Source organism: Rhizobacter sp., from assembly GCF_046595475.1.
Classification (GTDB): Bacteria; Pseudomonadota; Gammaproteobacteria; order Burkholderiales; family Burkholderiaceae_C; genus Rhizobacter.
In genome coordinates this window covers 41,247-56,899 of the sequence record NZ_JBKJOQ010000113.1, presented here as the reverse complement: position 1 = coordinate 56,899, position 15,653 = coordinate 41,247, and the positions used below count along the sequence as shown (strand labels likewise).

Genomic DNA, 15,653 nt, shown 5'->3' with positions numbered 1-15,653 from the left:
GATGTTCAAATCACCGGCGCGGGTCTGGGCGTGCCAGCCCGCACTCACCTGAACGAGCCCCACCAGGAAAGCTCCCCCACATGAACATCATCATTCTTGGTGCAGGACGCGTTGGAGAAAGCGTGGCTGAAAACCTCGCCTCCGAGAAGAACGACATCACCGTGATCGACACCGACCCGCGCCGCCTGGCAGCGCTGCAAGACCGCCTGGACCTGCGCGGCGTGGTTGGCAACGGCATCGAGCCCTCGGTGCTCAAAGAAGCCGGCGCAGACGATGCCGACATGCTCATCGCCTGCGCCGCGCTGGACGAAACCAACCTGGTGGCCTTCAAGATCGCGTACGAGATGTTCAACATCCAGACGCGCATTGCGCGTGTGCGCAGCCCCGAGTTCGCCAACGGCGGCGCCTTGATGACGCGTCAGGGTTTTGCAGTCGACGAAGTCATCTGCCCCGAAGAGAGCCTGACCACCTATATCCGCAAGCTCATCGTCTATCCCGAGGCCCTGCAGGTGCTGGAGTTCTCGCAGCAGCGGGTGAGCCTGATCGCGCTGCGCGCGGTGGGGGGCGGTGCGCTGGTGGGCAACTCGATCTCTGACCTGCCGCAACTCGTGCCCGGCTTGCCGATTCGCATCGTCGCCATCTACCGCAACACCTTGATGGGCACCGACAGCGCGGTGGTCTGCGAAGGCAGCACCCGCATCGAAGCCGGTGACGAAGTGTTCGTGCTGGCCGCCAACGAGCACATCCGACAGGTTCTAGACGCCCTCAGCAAGCGCGACGCGCCCGTGCGGCGGGTGATGATTGCCGGCGGCGGTCGGGTTGGGTTGCGCCTGGCGCGCCGCATCGCACAGGAGTGCGAAGTCAAGATCATCGAGGCCGACACGGCGCGCTGCGAGTACCTGTCAACGCAATTGCCGAGCCACACCTTGATATTGCACGGCGACACCACCAACGAAGAGCTGCTCGAAGACGAGAACGTTCGCGAGACCGACCTCTTCCTCGCCCTGACCAGCGACGACGAAGACAACATCATGGCTTGCCTGTTGGCCAAGCGCATGGGCGCCCGGCGCGTGCTGGCACTCATCAACCGGCGCGCCTATGCTGACCTGGTGCAAGGGCAGGGCACCCAGATTGACATCGCCATTTCGCCTTCGCAGGCCGTGATTGGTGAGCTGCTCGCGCACGTGCGCCGCGGCGACGTGGCCGCTGTTCACAGCCTTCGCCGTGGCGTGGCCGAGGTGCTGGAGGCCGTGGCGCGCGGCGACAGACGAAGCTCGCGTGTGGTCGGCCGGCGCATCGAAGAGCTGCCGCTGCCCGCGGGTGTGCAGATCGGTGCCATCGTGCGCGATGTGGTCGGTGAGGTTGCCGACAAGGTGCGCAAGGACGTGATCATTCCGCACCACGACACCGTGATCCACGCCAACGACCACGTGATCGTGTTCGTGCCACGCAAGCGCATGGTGCGGCAGGTGGAAAAGCTGTTTCAAGTCAGTGTGAGCTTCTTCGAATGAACGGCCAGTTGGCGGTCATTGCGCTCGTCGGGCGCCTGGTGGTGCTGTTTTCCTTGCTGATGGGCGTGCCGCTGGCCTTCGCGGCCTGGCACCACGACTCGGCGCAGACGGCCTTTGCGGAGGCCATTGCATTCAGTGTGGTGCTGGGGCTGGTCATGAGCCTCGCGATGCGGCGTTTTCGCCATGAATTGCAGCTGCGCGACGGCTTTCTGCTGGTGGCGTTGACCTGGGTGATGCTGCCCGGCATAGGCTCGTTGCCGCTGTGGCTGGCCATTCCCGACCTGTCGTTCACCGATGCCTACTTCGAGGCCATGTCGGGCTTCACCACCACAGGCGCCACCGTGCTGAGCGGGCTTGACGCGCTGCCGGTGTCGATCAACGTATGGCGCTGCTTCATGTCTTTCATGGGGGCTGGGCATCATCGTGCTGGCCGTGGCCGTGTTGCCGCTGCTGGGCGTGGGCGGCACGCAGCTGTTCAACGCCGAATCTGCCGGGCCGATGAAAGACACCAAGCTGACGCCGCGCATTGCCGACACGGCGCGCGGGTTGTGGGGCGTGTATTTCGGCGCGGCGCTGCTGTGCTTTCTGGCTTACCGCGCTGCGGGCATGAGCTGGGACGACGCCTTCATGCACATGTGCACCACGCTCAGCGCGGGCGGCTTCTCGCCCTACGACGCCAACTTCGCGCACTGGGATTCGCCCTTGATCGAGGCGATCGCAATCGTCTTCATGATGGTGGCCGGGGCCAGCTGGGCGATCTACTTCGTGGCCCTGCGCCGTCGTTCGACGGCGGTGCTGTGGAAGAACATCGAGCTGCGTGGCTATGTGCTGACCGTCTTGGCCACGGTGCTGGTCGTGGCCGTCTACCTGCAGGTCAACGGCGTGTACCCATACTTCCCCACCGCGTTGCGCAAGGCGGCCTTCCACGTGGTGTCACTCGCCACCACGACAGGCTTTGCCACCACCGACTATGCGCAGTGGCCGGTGTTTGCACCGTGGGTCATGTTGCTGGTGGGCTGCTTTGCCACCTGTGCGGGCTCTACCGGGGGCGGCATCAAGATGGTCAGAATGCTTTTGCTGCTGAAGCAGTCGCGGCGCGAGATGGTGCGCATCTTGCACCCGAGCGTGGTCAACCCGGTCGTGATGTCTGGCGCGGTCGTGCCACCGCGCGTCATGCAGAGCGTCATCGCCTTCATGATGATGTACGGCGCTGCGCTGGTGGGGCTCACCATGCTGCTGCTGTTCAGCGGGCTAGACCCGGTGACGGCATTCACCGCGCTCTTGGCTTGCCTGAACAACATCGGCCCAGGGCTCGGCGGTGTAGGCCCGGCTGGCAACTTCCAGGGTTTGAGCGACTTTCAGACCTGGGTCTGCACGGCGGCGATGCTGCTGGGGCGGCTTGAGTTGTTGTCGATTTTGGTGCTGTTCACACCGCAGTTTTGGCGGCGGTAGGCGGCGGCGGTTTGGGCGCTTCAGTGCGCGTGAACTTCTCCGCCAGGGGCGATTCGGCTGGCACTGAAAGCGACCGCGATTGCAGGCAAAACGGCAAGGCCCACAAACGTAGGCCGTCCGACTTTGGAAACTCGAATACCGAGAGGGGCTCATTGAATGCGGCTGTCTTCGGGTAGATCAAAATCACGTCCCCCTTGCCGTCCAGGTAGCCTTGTCCGTAGGCTTGCAGCTGGTAAAAATCGTCTTGCGATAGACCGTACTTGTCTGTGCCATTCGATTTGAGCCCATCCAGCAGCTTCCATTTGGTGTCAAGCACCAGAACATCTCGCTCGGCATCTCGAACTAGCAGATCTGGCTTCAAGCGAAACCAATTCTGTTCGCGGTGGCGAACCAGGTGATGGCTGCGGGCCTGGGTCTTCAGCATCAGCGGCTGTGCCAGTTGTTTGGCCAGATGTTTGGCGACGAATGCCTCGAACACCGCCTCCATGGGGAACAGCAGCGACGGTGCGGCGTGGCTGCCCATGCCCGTCAGGGGTGATTCATCGCTCAGGATCAACTTCGCCCACGCCAAGACATCGCCGTAGTGGCCCATGCCTCGGTCCAGCCTCACGCGCTGGAAGTCGATCCGGGCTTGTCTGGAAACAGGGACGTCGGCGAACACGAAGTTCAGCTCGCGCGCCAGTTGCTGATTGGCCTGTGAGGCTGACAAGATCAAGACGCGCCGCAGCGCGGCACGAAGCAAGCGGTTCTCCGGTCGATCAATCGAAAACTCGTCGTGCTCGGTGAAAAATCGGTCTGCCCGAAAGAGGTTTTGCCGCAGGTGAGGCGCCACCAGAAGCTTGCCTCGCAGGGCAAACAGGTTGTCTTGCTTTTGGGTGTAGTCGCTGCGCAGCCCGCGTTTGACGATGTGCTCAACGGTGCGCAAGAACTCCGCAACAAACACCTCCAGCAAAGGCATGCGCGCCGCTGAAAGCTTGGCGCTTTCGGTCTGAACGTGTCGAAAGCCCTGAAGGCAGCAAAGCATCTCGATCAGAAGCTCTCGCGCCTCGACCGCACCGCCGCTTTGTCGTTTGCCGATCTTGGGCAGCACCTCGATCTGGTATCCGTCTGGCGCACGGATCACGCCTACATAGCTGGTGACTTGCACCACACGGCGCCCACGGCGCTGGGCGAGGCGCAGCCACGCGGCATCACCTTGCTCGCTCGCCCTTAGGCACTGAGTCTCCAGCCACGCACAAACGTGCTCAGGGATGGCGTGCAAGCCCTCTGCGCTCACGAAACCCGACCCCGCTGCCGCCAGCGCGTCGAACTCGTAGACCGTGATGCCGCTCATGGGCCGCGCTGCCGATCAGGCTGGCAGCGTTTGGTAGATGCCGATGTAGGCATCCGGGTTGGAGAACGCCGCCTCTTGAACAGCGTAGCGGCGCTGGGTGGCATAGGTGTCCAGACCGTGGCCGCTGCCGAACAGGCGCGCCAGATCATTCTCGTGATCCTGGCTTTCGACGACGAACTGCGCTGCTTCAGGCTTCTGGTTGTCCGCCAGCACGAGACGGATCTTCTGCCAGTCCTCGAAAAAGTATTCCTCCAGCAAGGGCAGGATGCGGGTGCTGAATACCTGTTGCAGCGCCACCATGCGCTCGTCACCGTCGGGCACCTTTGCCAAGGCGGTGAAGTAGGCGTGGCCGATGCAATGGTCACGGTCGTAGAGCGCTTCCACACGCTGGTTGATGGCACTCAGCAAGCGGGGGATGTCCACCACCTGTTCGCCCAGCGTGATGCGCAGGCCGGAGAGCGGGGCGCCCGCTTCGTTGCGCGCATCGGGCATCACCGGCACAAACTCGAAACGCCGGCGCAGCGCGGTATCGAGCAGCGCCAGAGACCGGTCTGCGGTGTTCATGGTGCCGATGATGTCGATGTTGGCCGGCACCGAAAAAGGCTCGCCCGAATACGGCAGCATCACAGACACCGCGTTCTCTGCCCCTTCGCGCTTGTCGGCCTCGATCAAGGTGATCAGCTCGCCGAAGATCTTGCTGATGTTGCCGCGGTTGATCTCGTCGATCACCATCGCAAAGCGCTGATCCGGCGCCAGGCGCGCCCTGCGGCACAGATCCTTGAACACACCCGAGCGGATCTCGTACTGGATGTCACCGGATTCGGTGTCACCTCCGAGGACAGGGCGCAGACCTTCAACAAGCTCCTCGTAGCCATACGACTGGTGGAAGGTGACAAAGCTGTAGCGGCTCACGGTTCCTGAAGCGGGAGCGCCCGCTCGATACGCTGCCGCTGTGTCGATCAAGTCTGCGCAGGATTCTTTCCAGTCACCAGCGAAGTGCCAAACCGAATCGGCCGTTTTGTCGAACACAGCCGGTGCCAGCCGAAGCTTGATGTTGACGGTGCTTGAGTCCTCCACGGCGTGATGCTGCAAAGTCCCCCAAAGTGTTTGCTTCACGTTCTGTGTGCGTCCCTTTGTCGCAGAGATCGCCTGGATGAACGGATGCTCGTAGAGCTGTGTGACCTTGGCCCTTCCGCCCAGGTCATGAAGCGCGGCGGCGGCACCTTCCCACCAAGTCAGGTTGGCAATGCGGGTGGCGATCAGCTGTTCGCGCCATTCCGCGTCAGAGACCGAGGTCATCGCTTGCTCGTACTCGCGCTTGAGCAGCTTCGACAACTCGTAGGTCTTCCCTGTGCCGGGTGGTCCGTAATAAATGCGATTGATTGGTTGCTTCACCGAATCTGAATCCATGGGTTCCTCGTTGTCGTCGTCGGCATCGTCTCCGGGTTCAACCGGGTCATCCCGCAACTCATCCGGCCACAAACCCGATCGCGGGGTGTCGAGCGTCAGCCAGTCGTCCAGGGAATCCCGCTCTGCGGCCAGTGCCGATTCAATTTGCGCTACCAGATCGTTCGTCAGTGGCTCCCGATTCAACTGGGGCACAGCGCCCACGGCACGAGCCCAGGTGATCTTGCGCGTGCGCGTGCCGCGGATGACACCGAGCACACCCACCGCTCGCTCGCTGCCGGGGTTCTTGCGCCCAAAGCGAACCTGAATACTTTTGCCCATGTGCCACCAATCGAGCCCGGCGGCGTGAACGGCCCGCGCCAGGCGGCAGAACACCGCGTTGTCTTGCGGCGACCACGCGGCCCTGAACGTCTTGAACGCAGGCTTGCCATCGAAATGCCTGAGCAGGTCTTCGTCGCTCAAGATCTTGCCCAGCTTGAGCTGCGCCACCACGTCGTCGTAGCGCAGCGTGAAGTGGCGAATGGCCTCCACGCTCCACGCCACCAACTCGGCGAATGACTTGGTCAACCCCTCGGCCGTTGGAAGGATGGCAACGATGGGCGACTGGTTGTTGGCGCCCCCGCGCACTGCCTCGTACCTGGCCCGCAGCGCCGGGTCAGCCTGCACCGTGTCGATCTTGACGACGAAGCCCGCCTCGGCGTCGATGCCCACCGTGTAGGCCAGTTCTTCGGGCGATTCGGCCGATGGGTAGATACGTGCCCAGTTGTAGGGCAAAAACGCGTTGGCTTGGCTTGTCGGTCGCTTGCGAATCTTCACCGTGCCGGTCGGGAACAGCCTCGCCTTGACTTCGCCCGCCCACGCCTCAGTTGCCTCGTAAGCCTTCTTCAGATCGTCGTACGCGCGGTTCTGTTCCGGGTTGGATTCATCGCGCTTCTGACCCTTCCACTTATTGAGCAGCTTGAAGTGGTCACTTGAAAAGTAGTCAGCCATTGCTCTCAGATCCCTTCGACATCCATGCCGTGCTCGGCCAGCCACGCCTTGCGTTGCGCAAAGTCAGGCATGGCGCGCTCCACCCGCAGCCAAAACGCCGGGGTGTGGTGCGGCTCGTGCAAGTGGGCCATCTCGTGCACCACCACGTACTCGGCAATGCGCGCGGGCAGCAGTACCGCCTTCCAGTGGAAGTACAGCCAGTCGCCCTTGCCACAAGACCCCCAGCGGTAGCCCAGGTCTTGTACTTTCACGCCAGCAGGCCGCACCTCCATGCGCGATTCGTACTCGGCCACGCGGCCAGAGAACCACACACGCGCCCGCTCGCTGTACCAGCGGATGAAATGCTCGCGTGCTGCGGCCACGCCGTCGTGGCGCAAGGCAAAGCGGCCATTCGCGAGCTTGAGCGGCGCATCTTGCTCATCCACCAACTTCAGCCGGTGGCTGCGCCCCAGGTACAGAAAACCCTCGCCACCCACAAACTCCTTGCGCAGCACCTTGCGCTGCAGCCTGTCTTTCTCGGCCAGCTTGGTGTAGATCCAGAAGCGCTTCGCTTGCACGAAGGCCCGCAGCTGCGCTTCGCCCGCCTCGGGCGGCACCGACAACACCAGCTCGCCCGAGCGCTCCACCGTGATCTGCATCGTGCGGCGCCGCGGGCTGCGGCGCACGCTCAACTGCAGCTCGTCTACCGCCAGCATGGCTGTCACACCTGCACCAGCTTGTCGTGGCTGGCGCGCGCCTGCTCGATCAGTTTGTCGGCCAGCGCGCCGGCCGTGTCGGCATCTACCAGCGGCGGGCGCAGGCGCATCAGGTGGTCAAACAACTGCCCGTTGAGTTCATCTTGTGCCGCGCGCTTGTGGGGGCTCCAGATGCTGCGGTTGCTTTGCAGCTCTTGCACCAGCAAGGCCACCAGCTCTAGCGTCACGTCTTTCAGGCGCAGCAACTCGGCAGGCGTTGGCGTTTGCCCGGCGCTCACCACATCGAGCACGGTGCGTAGAAACGGCGCGCAGTGTTCAGGCAGGTCATCGGGCAAAGCCTCATCGGCCGCCTGGCCTGCCAGCATCTCGCCGGCCAAGCCACGCAGCTGCTTGCAGATCTCGCCCCACTGCTCGCCCAGCGACTGGAGGATCTCGCGCAGCCGCTCCGAGAGCTTGCGGTACAGAACAGGGTCTTCATCCGTGTGCTGGCGGATGTGGGAGCGTATGGCGTGCTCCATCTCCGAAGCCTTGGCCCGGTCGTTCACGCTGCGGGCGAGATGGGTTTCAAACTCGGTGTCGGTCAGCTGGATCGGCGCCACCTTGGGGTCGATGCCCAGCGAGATCACGTGGTCGTCGATCAGCTTGCGCACCTTGGCGCCCACATCCTTGCCCAGCACCGGCGTGTCTTTGTAGCGGTTGCGTGCCCGGGCGTAGAGGTAGGCCAGGCGCTTCGCGTCGGCAGAGTAGGGCAGCCCCTCGGCGCGTGGCAGCACGGTGTCCAGCGAGGCCAAGAAGGCCTTCAACTTCACGGCAAATTCGGCACGCAGCTTCTCGCTGGCGAGCAGCCCGACACAGGCTTCCGTGTCGTCCAGCGATTCAATGCCCTGCCGGCGGAACAAATCCACCACGCGCAGGTGCCGGTCGCGCAGCACCGGCACTTCATCCTTCAGGCTGGCCAGCGCGCCTTGCACGTCTTCGTCGGCGTAGGCCGCGAGTGCTTCTTGCAAGTGATGCGCCACGCCGTAGTAATCGACCACGATGCCGCACCGCTTGCCGAAGCCGGTGCGGTTGACCCGCGCAATGGCCTGCAGCAGTTCGGCCTCGCGGATCGGCCGGTCGAGGTACATCACACCTTCGATGGGTGCATCGAAGCCGGTCAGCAGCATTGATTTCACGACCAGAAACGCCAGCGGGTCGGCCTTCTCGGGCTTCGCATGAAACAAGGGCTTCTTGAAGCGCTTGATCAGCTGCTCTTGCGCCGCGCTGTCGGTCCAAGGTTTCCAGGCCGGGTCGTCGTTGTTGCTGCCCGAGATGATGGGCGCGAACTCAAGGCGCGCCAGCAGCTCGCGGTAGCGCCAGGCTTGCACCACTGCCTGCACCTGTGGGTGCCGCTGGCACAGGGCCTCGTCGTCCAGCGCCTTGTCTTGTGCAGGCAGGGCTTGCGCCTCGGTCAGCAACTCATCACGGGCCACTCGCAGCGCGTCGAAGTAGCGTATGGCCGCCAAACGGCTGTAGGCCACCACCTGCGCCTTGTAGCCATTGGGCAAGATGTGCGTGACGTAGTGGCGCAGCATGTCGCGCGCCTTGTCGGCTATCAGCGCGGGCGCATCAAAAATGTGGCCCTTGGTGGCGTACTTTTGCTTGATCGCCTCCAGCTCTTCGGGCGAGTGCTGGCGGAACAGGTCTTCAAACAGCGCGTCGAGGCTGGCACCGTCTTTGATGGCCCCGTGGGCCGTGCGTCCCTCGTACAGCACCGGCACCGTGGCGCCATCGGCCTCTGATTGCCGGATGGTGTAGCGGTCAATGAACTCGCCAAAGATCTCATGCGTGCGCTTCTTGTCGCCCATGAGGATCGGCGTGCCCGTGAAGCCGATCTTGGCCGCATTGGGCATGCCCGCCATCAGCGCGGCGTGCGAGTCTTTGGTGTGGCTGCGGTGCGCCTCGTCTACGAGCACCAAGATGCTGTCGTCTTCGTTCAGCACCTCAAACTTTTCATCGGCCGCCTTGTAAGCGGCCTTAGGCTCTTCAACCCCCGCCGGAGCCGATGCAGGCAGGTCATCGGCCGTCAGCGGGGCATCGCCCGCGGTATCGGCATCACGGTATTTCTGGATGGTGGCGAAGATCAGCCCCGGCCCCTTGCGCCGCGCCAAGGCTTTCACGCCCAGCGTGCTGTCTGCTACCTCCACCACCTCGCCGGTGAGCGTGGCGGTCACGGAGAGCTGGCGTTGCAGGTCTTTGCGGTCGGTGACGACGATCACCTTGAAGCGCCGCAGCTGGGCATCAGCGCGCATTTTGCGCACCAGAAACACCATCGTCAGGCTCTTGCCCGAGCCCTGGGTGTGCCAGATGATGCCGCCGCGCTGGTCGTGCTCGCCATGCTGCAAGCGCGTGTGGCCTGTCTTCAAGCGCCGGATGGCCGCGTTCACCGCCCGGTACTGCTGGTAGCGGCACACCGTTTTGATGGTCTGGCCGCCCGTTTGCATGAAGAGCATGAAGTTCTTCACCACGTCGAGCAAATGCGCCGGCGTGAGCAGCCCCGCAATCAGGCGCTCTTGTTCCGAGAGCGTGGCCTTGCCCAGCGCCTGCGCCACCTCGATCTCGCTGCCCGTGCCCTCTGGGCCGGCCAGCGTTTTCCACTGCGCGTAGTGCTCAAAGGCCGCCCCCACACAGCCCACCCGCGCTTCATCGAAGCTGGTGGCCACCAGCAGTTGGTTGGTGGCAAACAGGGCCTCGTTGCCTTCGTTGTCGGCCACCTCAAAGGCGGCCTTGCGCTGGTTGCTGTAGCGGCGCAGTTGGTCTACAGCCGCGGCCAGCGGCTCGGGCACCGAGGGGCTTTTGCACTCCACCACCACCAGCGGCAGGCCGTTCACCAGCAGCACCAGGTCGGGCACGATGAAAGCCTTGCCCGAGTTGAAGCCCGGCGGGCAATCCACCCGGTACTGGCTCACCACGGTGTAGCGGTTGTTGGCCGGTGTCTCCCAGTCGATGTAGCGCAGCGTCTGGCCGCGCCCGCCATCCCAGCCCGGCAGGCCATCAACGGTGAGGCCGCGCACCAAGAGGGCCGTGGCTTTCTCATTGGCCTCCATCAGCTTGTGCGTGCCCAGCCGCGTGATGGCGGCCACGGCCTCAGACAGGCGGGCATCGTCTAGCCAGGCCTGGCCGTTGGGGCCGGGGTTGAGCGCGCTCAGGCGCTCGCGCAGCACACCTTCTTGTATGACTTCGGCAAAGCCCGTGCGGCCGGTGGCGGCGGGGGTGTCTAGGCCGCCTGCCGTGCTGCCGTCTAGGTAGTGCCAGCCCAGCGCTTGCAGCTGGGTGACGAAGGGCCGTTCAACGTCATCCAGCTCCCAACCCATCAGCCTTCTCCCTCTTCAGAGGCGCCCGCCCCGTTTGCCAGCTCTTGCTCGATCTGCGCGATGCTGGGCAGGCTGGTTTGCAGCTTGGCCGGCAGCGATTCGAGCAGCTTGTATTCGGCAATGCCCATGGGCTGGGTTTTGTCGCCCAGCGCGTATTCGGCCACCACCTTGTTCTTGCTCTTGCACAGCAGCAGGCCGATGGTGGGGCCGTCGTGTTCGTTTTTCAGCTGCTTGTCTACAGCAGTCAGGTAGAAGCCCAGCTGCCCCAGGTGCTCGGGTTTGAACTTGCCGCCTTTGAGCTCGATCACCACATAGCAGCGCAGCTTCAGGTGATAGAACAGCAGATCAATGAAGAACTCGTCGCCGCCCACGTCGAGCAGCACCTGGCGGCCCACAAAGGCGAAGCCAGCGCCCAGCTCTAGCAAGAACTGCGTCACGTGCTGCACCAGCGCGTCTTCGACCGCGCGCTCTTGAGCGTCATCTGCCAAGCCGAGAAAATCAAAACGATAGGGGTCTTTCAGCGACTCTCGCGCCAGATCCGAGTTGGGTTGCGGCAGTTGCTGCTCAAAGTTGGTCACCGCCTGCCCGGTGCGGCCTTGCAGATTCGATTCGATCTGCATCTCGAGCACATTGCGCGACCAGTTGTGTTCGGCTGCGCGGGCCAGGTACCAATCACGGGCCTCGCGGGTCTTGAGCTTGTCGATCAAGGTGCACAGGTGGAACCAGGGCAATCGTGCAGCAGCCTGCTGCACAAATTCAGCTTCCGGCCAGGCCAGGGCAAAAGCCCGCATGTATTTCAGGTTGCGCGGCGAGAAGCCCTTCATCGCCGGGAAGGCCACCCGCAGGTCATGTGCCAGCCGGTCTACCACCTTGGTGCCCCAGCCTTCGCGGCCTTGGCGCTCCAAGATGTCTCGCCCGATCTGCCAGTACAGCAGCACCAGCTCGCGGTTCAGCGCCAGCGTGGCGCTCTGCTGGGTGCTGTGGATGCGCGCCTTCAGCTCGGCCAGCCAATCGGCGTAACCGCTGGGGGCGGGGGTGAGGGAGGCTGGGCGCTGAGTGGTCATGCGGCGGCAGATTCCAGCAAGGGGGTGACGCGGACGCGGCCGGTGAGGAGGTCGTCTATGAGGCCGGATTTCAACGCTCTCAACTGCGCGAGATAGAAGGATTCGTCCTCGGACCGATGATCTATCGCTGCCTGCCGCTCAATGATCGCGTGTTGCTCCGTAAGCGAAGGCACACCGATCGGCATACCGACCAAGGCGCCCATATCTAGCTTCTTCGTCCCGTGGGTGGCTTCAGTTACCTTGCGTAGGAAGCGGTTTGAATTCGCGACGAACCAATGCGCTAAGAACCGACCGCTTAGCAATGGGCCTCCTGTCACTGCCTTGATATCTTGATTGAATGCCATAGGCTGGCTGCAGAGAACAACGGGAAACGAGTGGGCCAGGATCATGCCTCGCACCACGATAAAGACCGTTCCTGCGGGCATCTCCCGAGATCCGGTTTGGGCTGCCTTCACACTCATGTACTCAGACGTATCGCTGATCTCAAAAACCTTCATGTCTTTTGGCGTCAACAGCGGAACAGGCCCCACCCAATTGCTTGGAACCGCTCTGCTCGGGGTGCCTCCGCTCGCCCATTTGGTTACGGCGCCAAGGTTCGTGTCCTCCCACTCCTTCGGAATCCACCCCAGCGGCGACTGCTTGTAGAGATGCGGCGCCTCGGCCTGGGGCGGGCGCAGTTCGCCGTGGGTGTCGATGCCGCGCGTCAGCAGGTCGTGCAGCAGGCCCTGCTTGACGGCCTTGAGCTTGGCGATGACCGCCTCGGTTTCGTGGATGGCGGTGTCGAGGGTGTCGAGGATTCGCCCGACCGATGCTTGCTCTTTCGCACCGATAGACGGCATCGGAATGACGTACAGATCTTTTGTTGAGAGATGGCGCACCGTGGTTTGTGGTGTGCGTCGGTGAATCGCAGCGACCTGCGGCTTCAGGTACCAATACAGGAACCCAGAATCAACTTCATGCGTTGCAGCTTCGATCTTGCAAACACGCTGATTCAATAGTGCGTCGCTACCGCTCCAACGATGCACCTCAAAGTCGCCGTCCATCCCGATCAGGATGTCCCCGGTGTTGATCAGATATGCGGGGTCAAACGAGCCTCTGAAGCGCACCTCGGTCGTTGCGCCTGCCAGATCTCGAATTCGGATCAGCGGCATTCCTTCAAGCTGATTGAAGCCAGTCGATGAAAACGCAAATCCTGACAAGACCTTGATGTTTGGGCCAATTGAACGGGGCGCGGTGGCATCAGACATACCGCAACCCCTTCAAGAACCCCCGCAGCGCCAGCGCCGCCGCATCCCGCTTGACCTCGATCTCGGTCAAGGTCACCCGGTACTTGCTCCACCAGTTCTCGAACGCGGCCACCACCTGCTTGCGCTGCGCGGCCATGTAGCGCTCGACGATGGCGCTCATGTCGTTGTGCAGAATCGTCAGCAGCAGCTCGGCAGCGCTCTCGGGCGTGAGCCCTTCGACGGCGGCGTTGATGTGTTGCTTGAAGCTGTCGTGCCGGGCCTTGAGCTGCTTCTTGGTGGCGGTGAGCTCCGTCTTCCAGGCTTTGAGCTGGGCTTCGTCAACGGTGTTTTCTTCGTCGGCTTCTTCGCCCGCAGCGTCTCCTTCTTCAGGGCTTGACTTCGGGTCAGCCGCCTTGATCTGGCTGTCTAGCTCGGCCTTCTTGGCTTCTAGCTCGGTGATGGCTTCGACAAAGTCGCTCATCAAAAACTTGACCAGCTTGTGCTCCAGTGGGCTCTCTTTGCTGGCTTTGTCTTCGAGTGCGGTGACGATGCTGGTGCGCCAGGCGTCGGCCACGCCCTTGGCGCCGCGCGCCATGAGGGTCAGGAACTCGTACTTGGTCTGGTACCAGAAGCCGGCCACGATGCCACGCACCTGAAAGGGGTCGAGCAGGCCAATGGCCTCCAGGCTCTGGCTGAAGCTGGCCAGCAGATCGGTGCGCAGCGCCACCAAGCCGGTGGCGCCGTCTTGGCCCGCCTGCATTTGCCCGGCCAGCGCAGTGATGCGAGCGCTGTGCGCTGCCCACCACGCCTCGAAGGCGTTGCGAATAGAGGCTTCTTTGGCGAGCAGGCCAGGGTTGGTTTCGATGGCGGGCTTGAGGGCCTGCCGTGTGTTGAGGGCCGGCCCGAAATCGAAGTACTTGGCGTCTTTTTCAACCAGCAGATCCATCGGGTTCAGGCCGTGAGCGTTGAACAGTGCGGCCTGGGCCTGCACCTCGGCCTTGGGGATGCCTCCGACCAGATGCGCGCGCACATCGTGAGGCTCGGGCGGGGGCGCGTTGTCAGCGTAGCGGCGGATGTTGAGGTTGTAGTCGTTGGCCTTGAGCGTGGCGTTGTCCACGATGGCCGAGAAGCTGTTGATGGCGCGAAACTCGTCGAAGGTGGTCGAGATCTTTTCCATGTGCTCGGGCAGCAGGTGGTTTTGCGCGCGGCCCTCGAAGAACTCGCGATCGGCGTTGATGAACAGCACCTTACCCTGGCGTTTGGCGGGCTTGCCGCTCACACGCTTGGCGCCTTTTTGCACCCGCTGGCGCAGCACCAAGATGCAGGCCGGGATGCCGGTGCCGTAAAACAGGTTGGGCGCCACGCCGATCACGGCTTCGAGCAAGTCGTCTTGAATGATGCCGGCGCGTATGGCGCGCTCTTCACCGCCACGAAACAGCACGCCGTGCGGCATGACTGTTGCGACCATGCCGCCGTCTCGGGTGACGGCCAGCATGTGCTGCAAGAACATCAGGTCGGCCTTCTTGGCGCCCAGAGGCACCTGGCCGTAGGGGAAGCGCACGTCGGCTAGCTTGGGCTGCCAGGCCGGTGTTTTGCCGTCGGCCTGCTTGTCGGTGGTGCCCCAGTTGATGGAGAAGGGCGGGTTGGTCAGCACCCGGTCGAAGCGCCTCAGCTCGCCGCCTTCAATGTGCTGCGGCTCGGCCAGGGTGTCGTCGTTCTGGAGGTCGGCGCTGCTGATGCCGTGCAGCAGCATGTTCATCTTGGCGATCGACCACACGGTGCCGTTGAACTCTTGCCCGAAGAGGTTGGCTTTGCGGCCGTCTTCGCCGTGCTCGTCGATGTATTCCTTGGCGGCGATCAGCATGCCGCCCGAGCCGCAGCAGGGGTCGTAGATGTCATGCTTGAGCTCGGGCTTGATCAGCCGCACCATCATGCGCACCACCGAGCGCGGGGTGTAGAACTCGCCGCCTTTCTTGCCGGCCGAGTCGGCAAACTCCCCGATCAGGTATTCATAGGCGGCACCGAGCAGGTCGGGGAACTCAAAGTCTGCATCGCGCAGGCGGTGCACGCCAAAGTGCGTGATGAGCTGGCGCAGCTTGATGTCGGGGATCTTGCTCTGGCCCACCTTGCGCGTGAAGTCGATGTGCTCCAGCACGTCGTACAGCTTGGTGTTGGCGGTTTCGATGCCGGTGAGCGCCTTGTTGAGAAAGTCGCCCACGTTCTGGTGCGCGTCGTTCAGCAAGAAGGTGTAGCGCGATTGCGGGGGCACCCAGAAGGAGCCGTCTATCTTGTACCAGCGCGCGTTCTCGGCAGACAGCTTGGCTTGGGCTTGTGTCTTGCCTGCGCCGATCTCCAGTTGAATCACTTCTTCTCGGCGCTGGTCGAACACGTCGGAGCAGCGCTTGAGGAACAGCATCCCGAAGATGTATTCCTTGAATTCGGAGGCGTCCATCTTGCCGCGCAAGATGTCGGCGGCTTTGAACAGGTGGCGTTCGAGTTGGGGCAGGGTCAGTGGCATAGGTGCGATAGGTATGGAGCGAGTCTGGCCTGCTGTGTGTCGAGATGCCGCAAGAAGAAAGCCCATCGAGGACCTCGATGGGCTTTGCATTGGTGGAGAGGAGG

At 63.0% G+C, this 15,653-nt stretch carries 9 protein-coding genes and 1 pseudogene; 3 read left to right on the top strand and 7 right to left on the bottom strand.

What is annotated here, in order from left to right; all coding sequences use genetic code 11:
* Positions 1–80 precede the first annotated feature (80 nt).
* Together trkA and AC30QB_RS20760 are read left to right on the top strand one after the other, a co-directional pair.
* Positions 81–1,511 (top strand): Trk system potassium transporter TrkA, encoded by a 1,431-nt coding sequence (trkA, locus tag AC30QB_RS20765; RefSeq protein WP_489548174.1) that lies wholly within the window; start codon positions 81–83, stop codon positions 1,509–1,511.
* Positions 1,508–2,963, top strand: a pseudogene (locus AC30QB_RS20760) (TrkH family potassium uptake protein). Before trkA ends, AC30QB_RS20760 begins: the two are co-directional and overlap by 4 nt.
* Here the strand turns inward: AC30QB_RS20760 and AC30QB_RS20755 are convergent.
* Positions 2,938–4,296, bottom strand: a complete 1,359-nt coding sequence (locus AC30QB_RS20755; protein WP_489548173.1) for an McrC family protein — start codon at positions 4,294–4,296, stop codon at positions 2,938–2,940. The pseudogene AC30QB_RS20760 and the gene AC30QB_RS20755 overlap by 26 nt on opposite strands.
* A 15-nt stretch (positions 4,297–4,311) precedes the next feature.
* Positions 4,312–6,192: an McrB family protein gene (locus tag AC30QB_RS20750; protein ID WP_489548172.1), complete on the bottom strand. Its 1,881-nt coding sequence runs from the start codon at positions 6,190–6,192 to the stop codon at positions 4,312–4,314.
* 31 nt (positions 6,193–6,223) lie between these two features.
* Between AC30QB_RS20750 and AC30QB_RS20745 the strand changes: the two genes are divergently transcribed.
* Positions 6,224–6,421: a hypothetical protein gene (locus tag AC30QB_RS20745; RefSeq protein WP_489548171.1), complete on the top strand. Its 198-nt coding sequence runs from the start codon at positions 6,224–6,226 to the stop codon at positions 6,419–6,421.
* Positions 6,422–6,698: 277 nt separating this feature from the next.
* Here AC30QB_RS20745 and AC30QB_RS20740 read toward each other — a convergent pair whose 3' ends face one another.
* The 5 genes from AC30QB_RS20740 to AC30QB_RS20720 are packed head-to-tail and all read right to left on the bottom strand — an operon-like array spanning position 6,699 to position 15,549.
* Complete coding sequence (locus AC30QB_RS20740; protein ID WP_489548170.1) at positions 6,699–7,388, bottom strand: M48 family metallopeptidase; 690 nt, start codon at positions 7,386–7,388, stop codon at positions 6,699–6,701.
* Positions 7,389–7,393: 5 nt separating this feature from the next.
* On the bottom strand, positions 7,394–10,741 hold the full coding sequence (locus AC30QB_RS20735; RefSeq protein WP_489548169.1) for a type I restriction endonuclease subunit R: 3,348 nt from the start codon (positions 10,739–10,741) through the stop codon (positions 7,394–7,396).
* Positions 10,741–11,805 (bottom strand): PDDEXK nuclease domain-containing protein, encoded by a 1,065-nt coding sequence (locus AC30QB_RS20730; RefSeq protein WP_489548168.1) that lies wholly within the window; start codon positions 11,803–11,805, stop codon positions 10,741–10,743. Before AC30QB_RS20730 ends, AC30QB_RS20735 begins: the two co-directional genes overlap by 1 nt.
* Positions 11,802–13,052 carry a restriction endonuclease subunit S gene (locus AC30QB_RS20725; RefSeq protein ID WP_489548167.1) on the bottom strand — a complete coding sequence of 417 codons (1,251 nt, stop codon included), beginning with the start codon at positions 13,050–13,052 and terminating at the stop codon, positions 11,802–11,804. The genes AC30QB_RS20730 and AC30QB_RS20725 overlap by 4 nt, the downstream gene beginning before the upstream one ends.
* Positions 13,045–15,549 carry a type I restriction-modification system subunit M gene (locus tag AC30QB_RS20720; RefSeq protein ID WP_489548166.1) on the bottom strand — a complete coding sequence of 835 codons (2,505 nt, stop codon included), beginning with the start codon at positions 15,547–15,549 and terminating at the stop codon, positions 13,045–13,047. The genes AC30QB_RS20725 and AC30QB_RS20720 overlap by 8 nt, the downstream gene beginning before the upstream one ends.
* Positions 15,550–15,653: the final 104 nt, after the last annotated feature.

What these genes read in the sequence shown, in the direction of transcription:
- trkA (WP_489548174.1), top strand. Translation starts at nt 81, where the DNA reads ATGAACATCATCATTCTTGGTGCAGGACGCGTTGGAGAAAGCGTGGCT.
- AC30QB_RS20755 (WP_489548173.1), bottom strand. Translation starts at nt 4,296, where the DNA reads ATGAGCGGCATCACGGTCTACGAGTTCGACGCGCTGGCGGCAGCGGGG.
- AC30QB_RS20745 (WP_489548171.1), top strand. Translation starts at nt 6,224, where the DNA reads ATGGCCTCCACGCTCCACGCCACCAACTCGGCGAATGACTTGGTCAAC.
- AC30QB_RS20740 (WP_489548170.1), bottom strand. Translation starts at nt 7,388, where the DNA reads ATGCTGGCGGTAGACGAGCTGCAGTTGAGCGTGCGCCGCAGCCCGCGG.
- AC30QB_RS20735 (WP_489548169.1), bottom strand. Translation starts at nt 10,741, where the DNA reads ATGGGTTGGGAGCTGGATGACGTTGAACGGCCCTTCGTCACCCAGCTG.
- AC30QB_RS20730 (WP_489548168.1), bottom strand. Translation starts at nt 11,805, where the DNA reads ATGACCACTCAGCGCCCAGCCTCCCTCACCCCCGCCCCCAGCGGTTAC.
- AC30QB_RS20725 (WP_489548167.1), bottom strand. Translation starts at nt 13,052, where the DNA reads ATGTCTGATGCCACCGCGCCCCGTTCAATTGGCCCAAACATCAAGGTC.
- AC30QB_RS20720 (WP_489548166.1), bottom strand. Translation starts at nt 15,549, where the DNA reads ATGCCACTGACCCTGCCCCAACTCGAACGCCACCTGTTCAAAGCCGCC.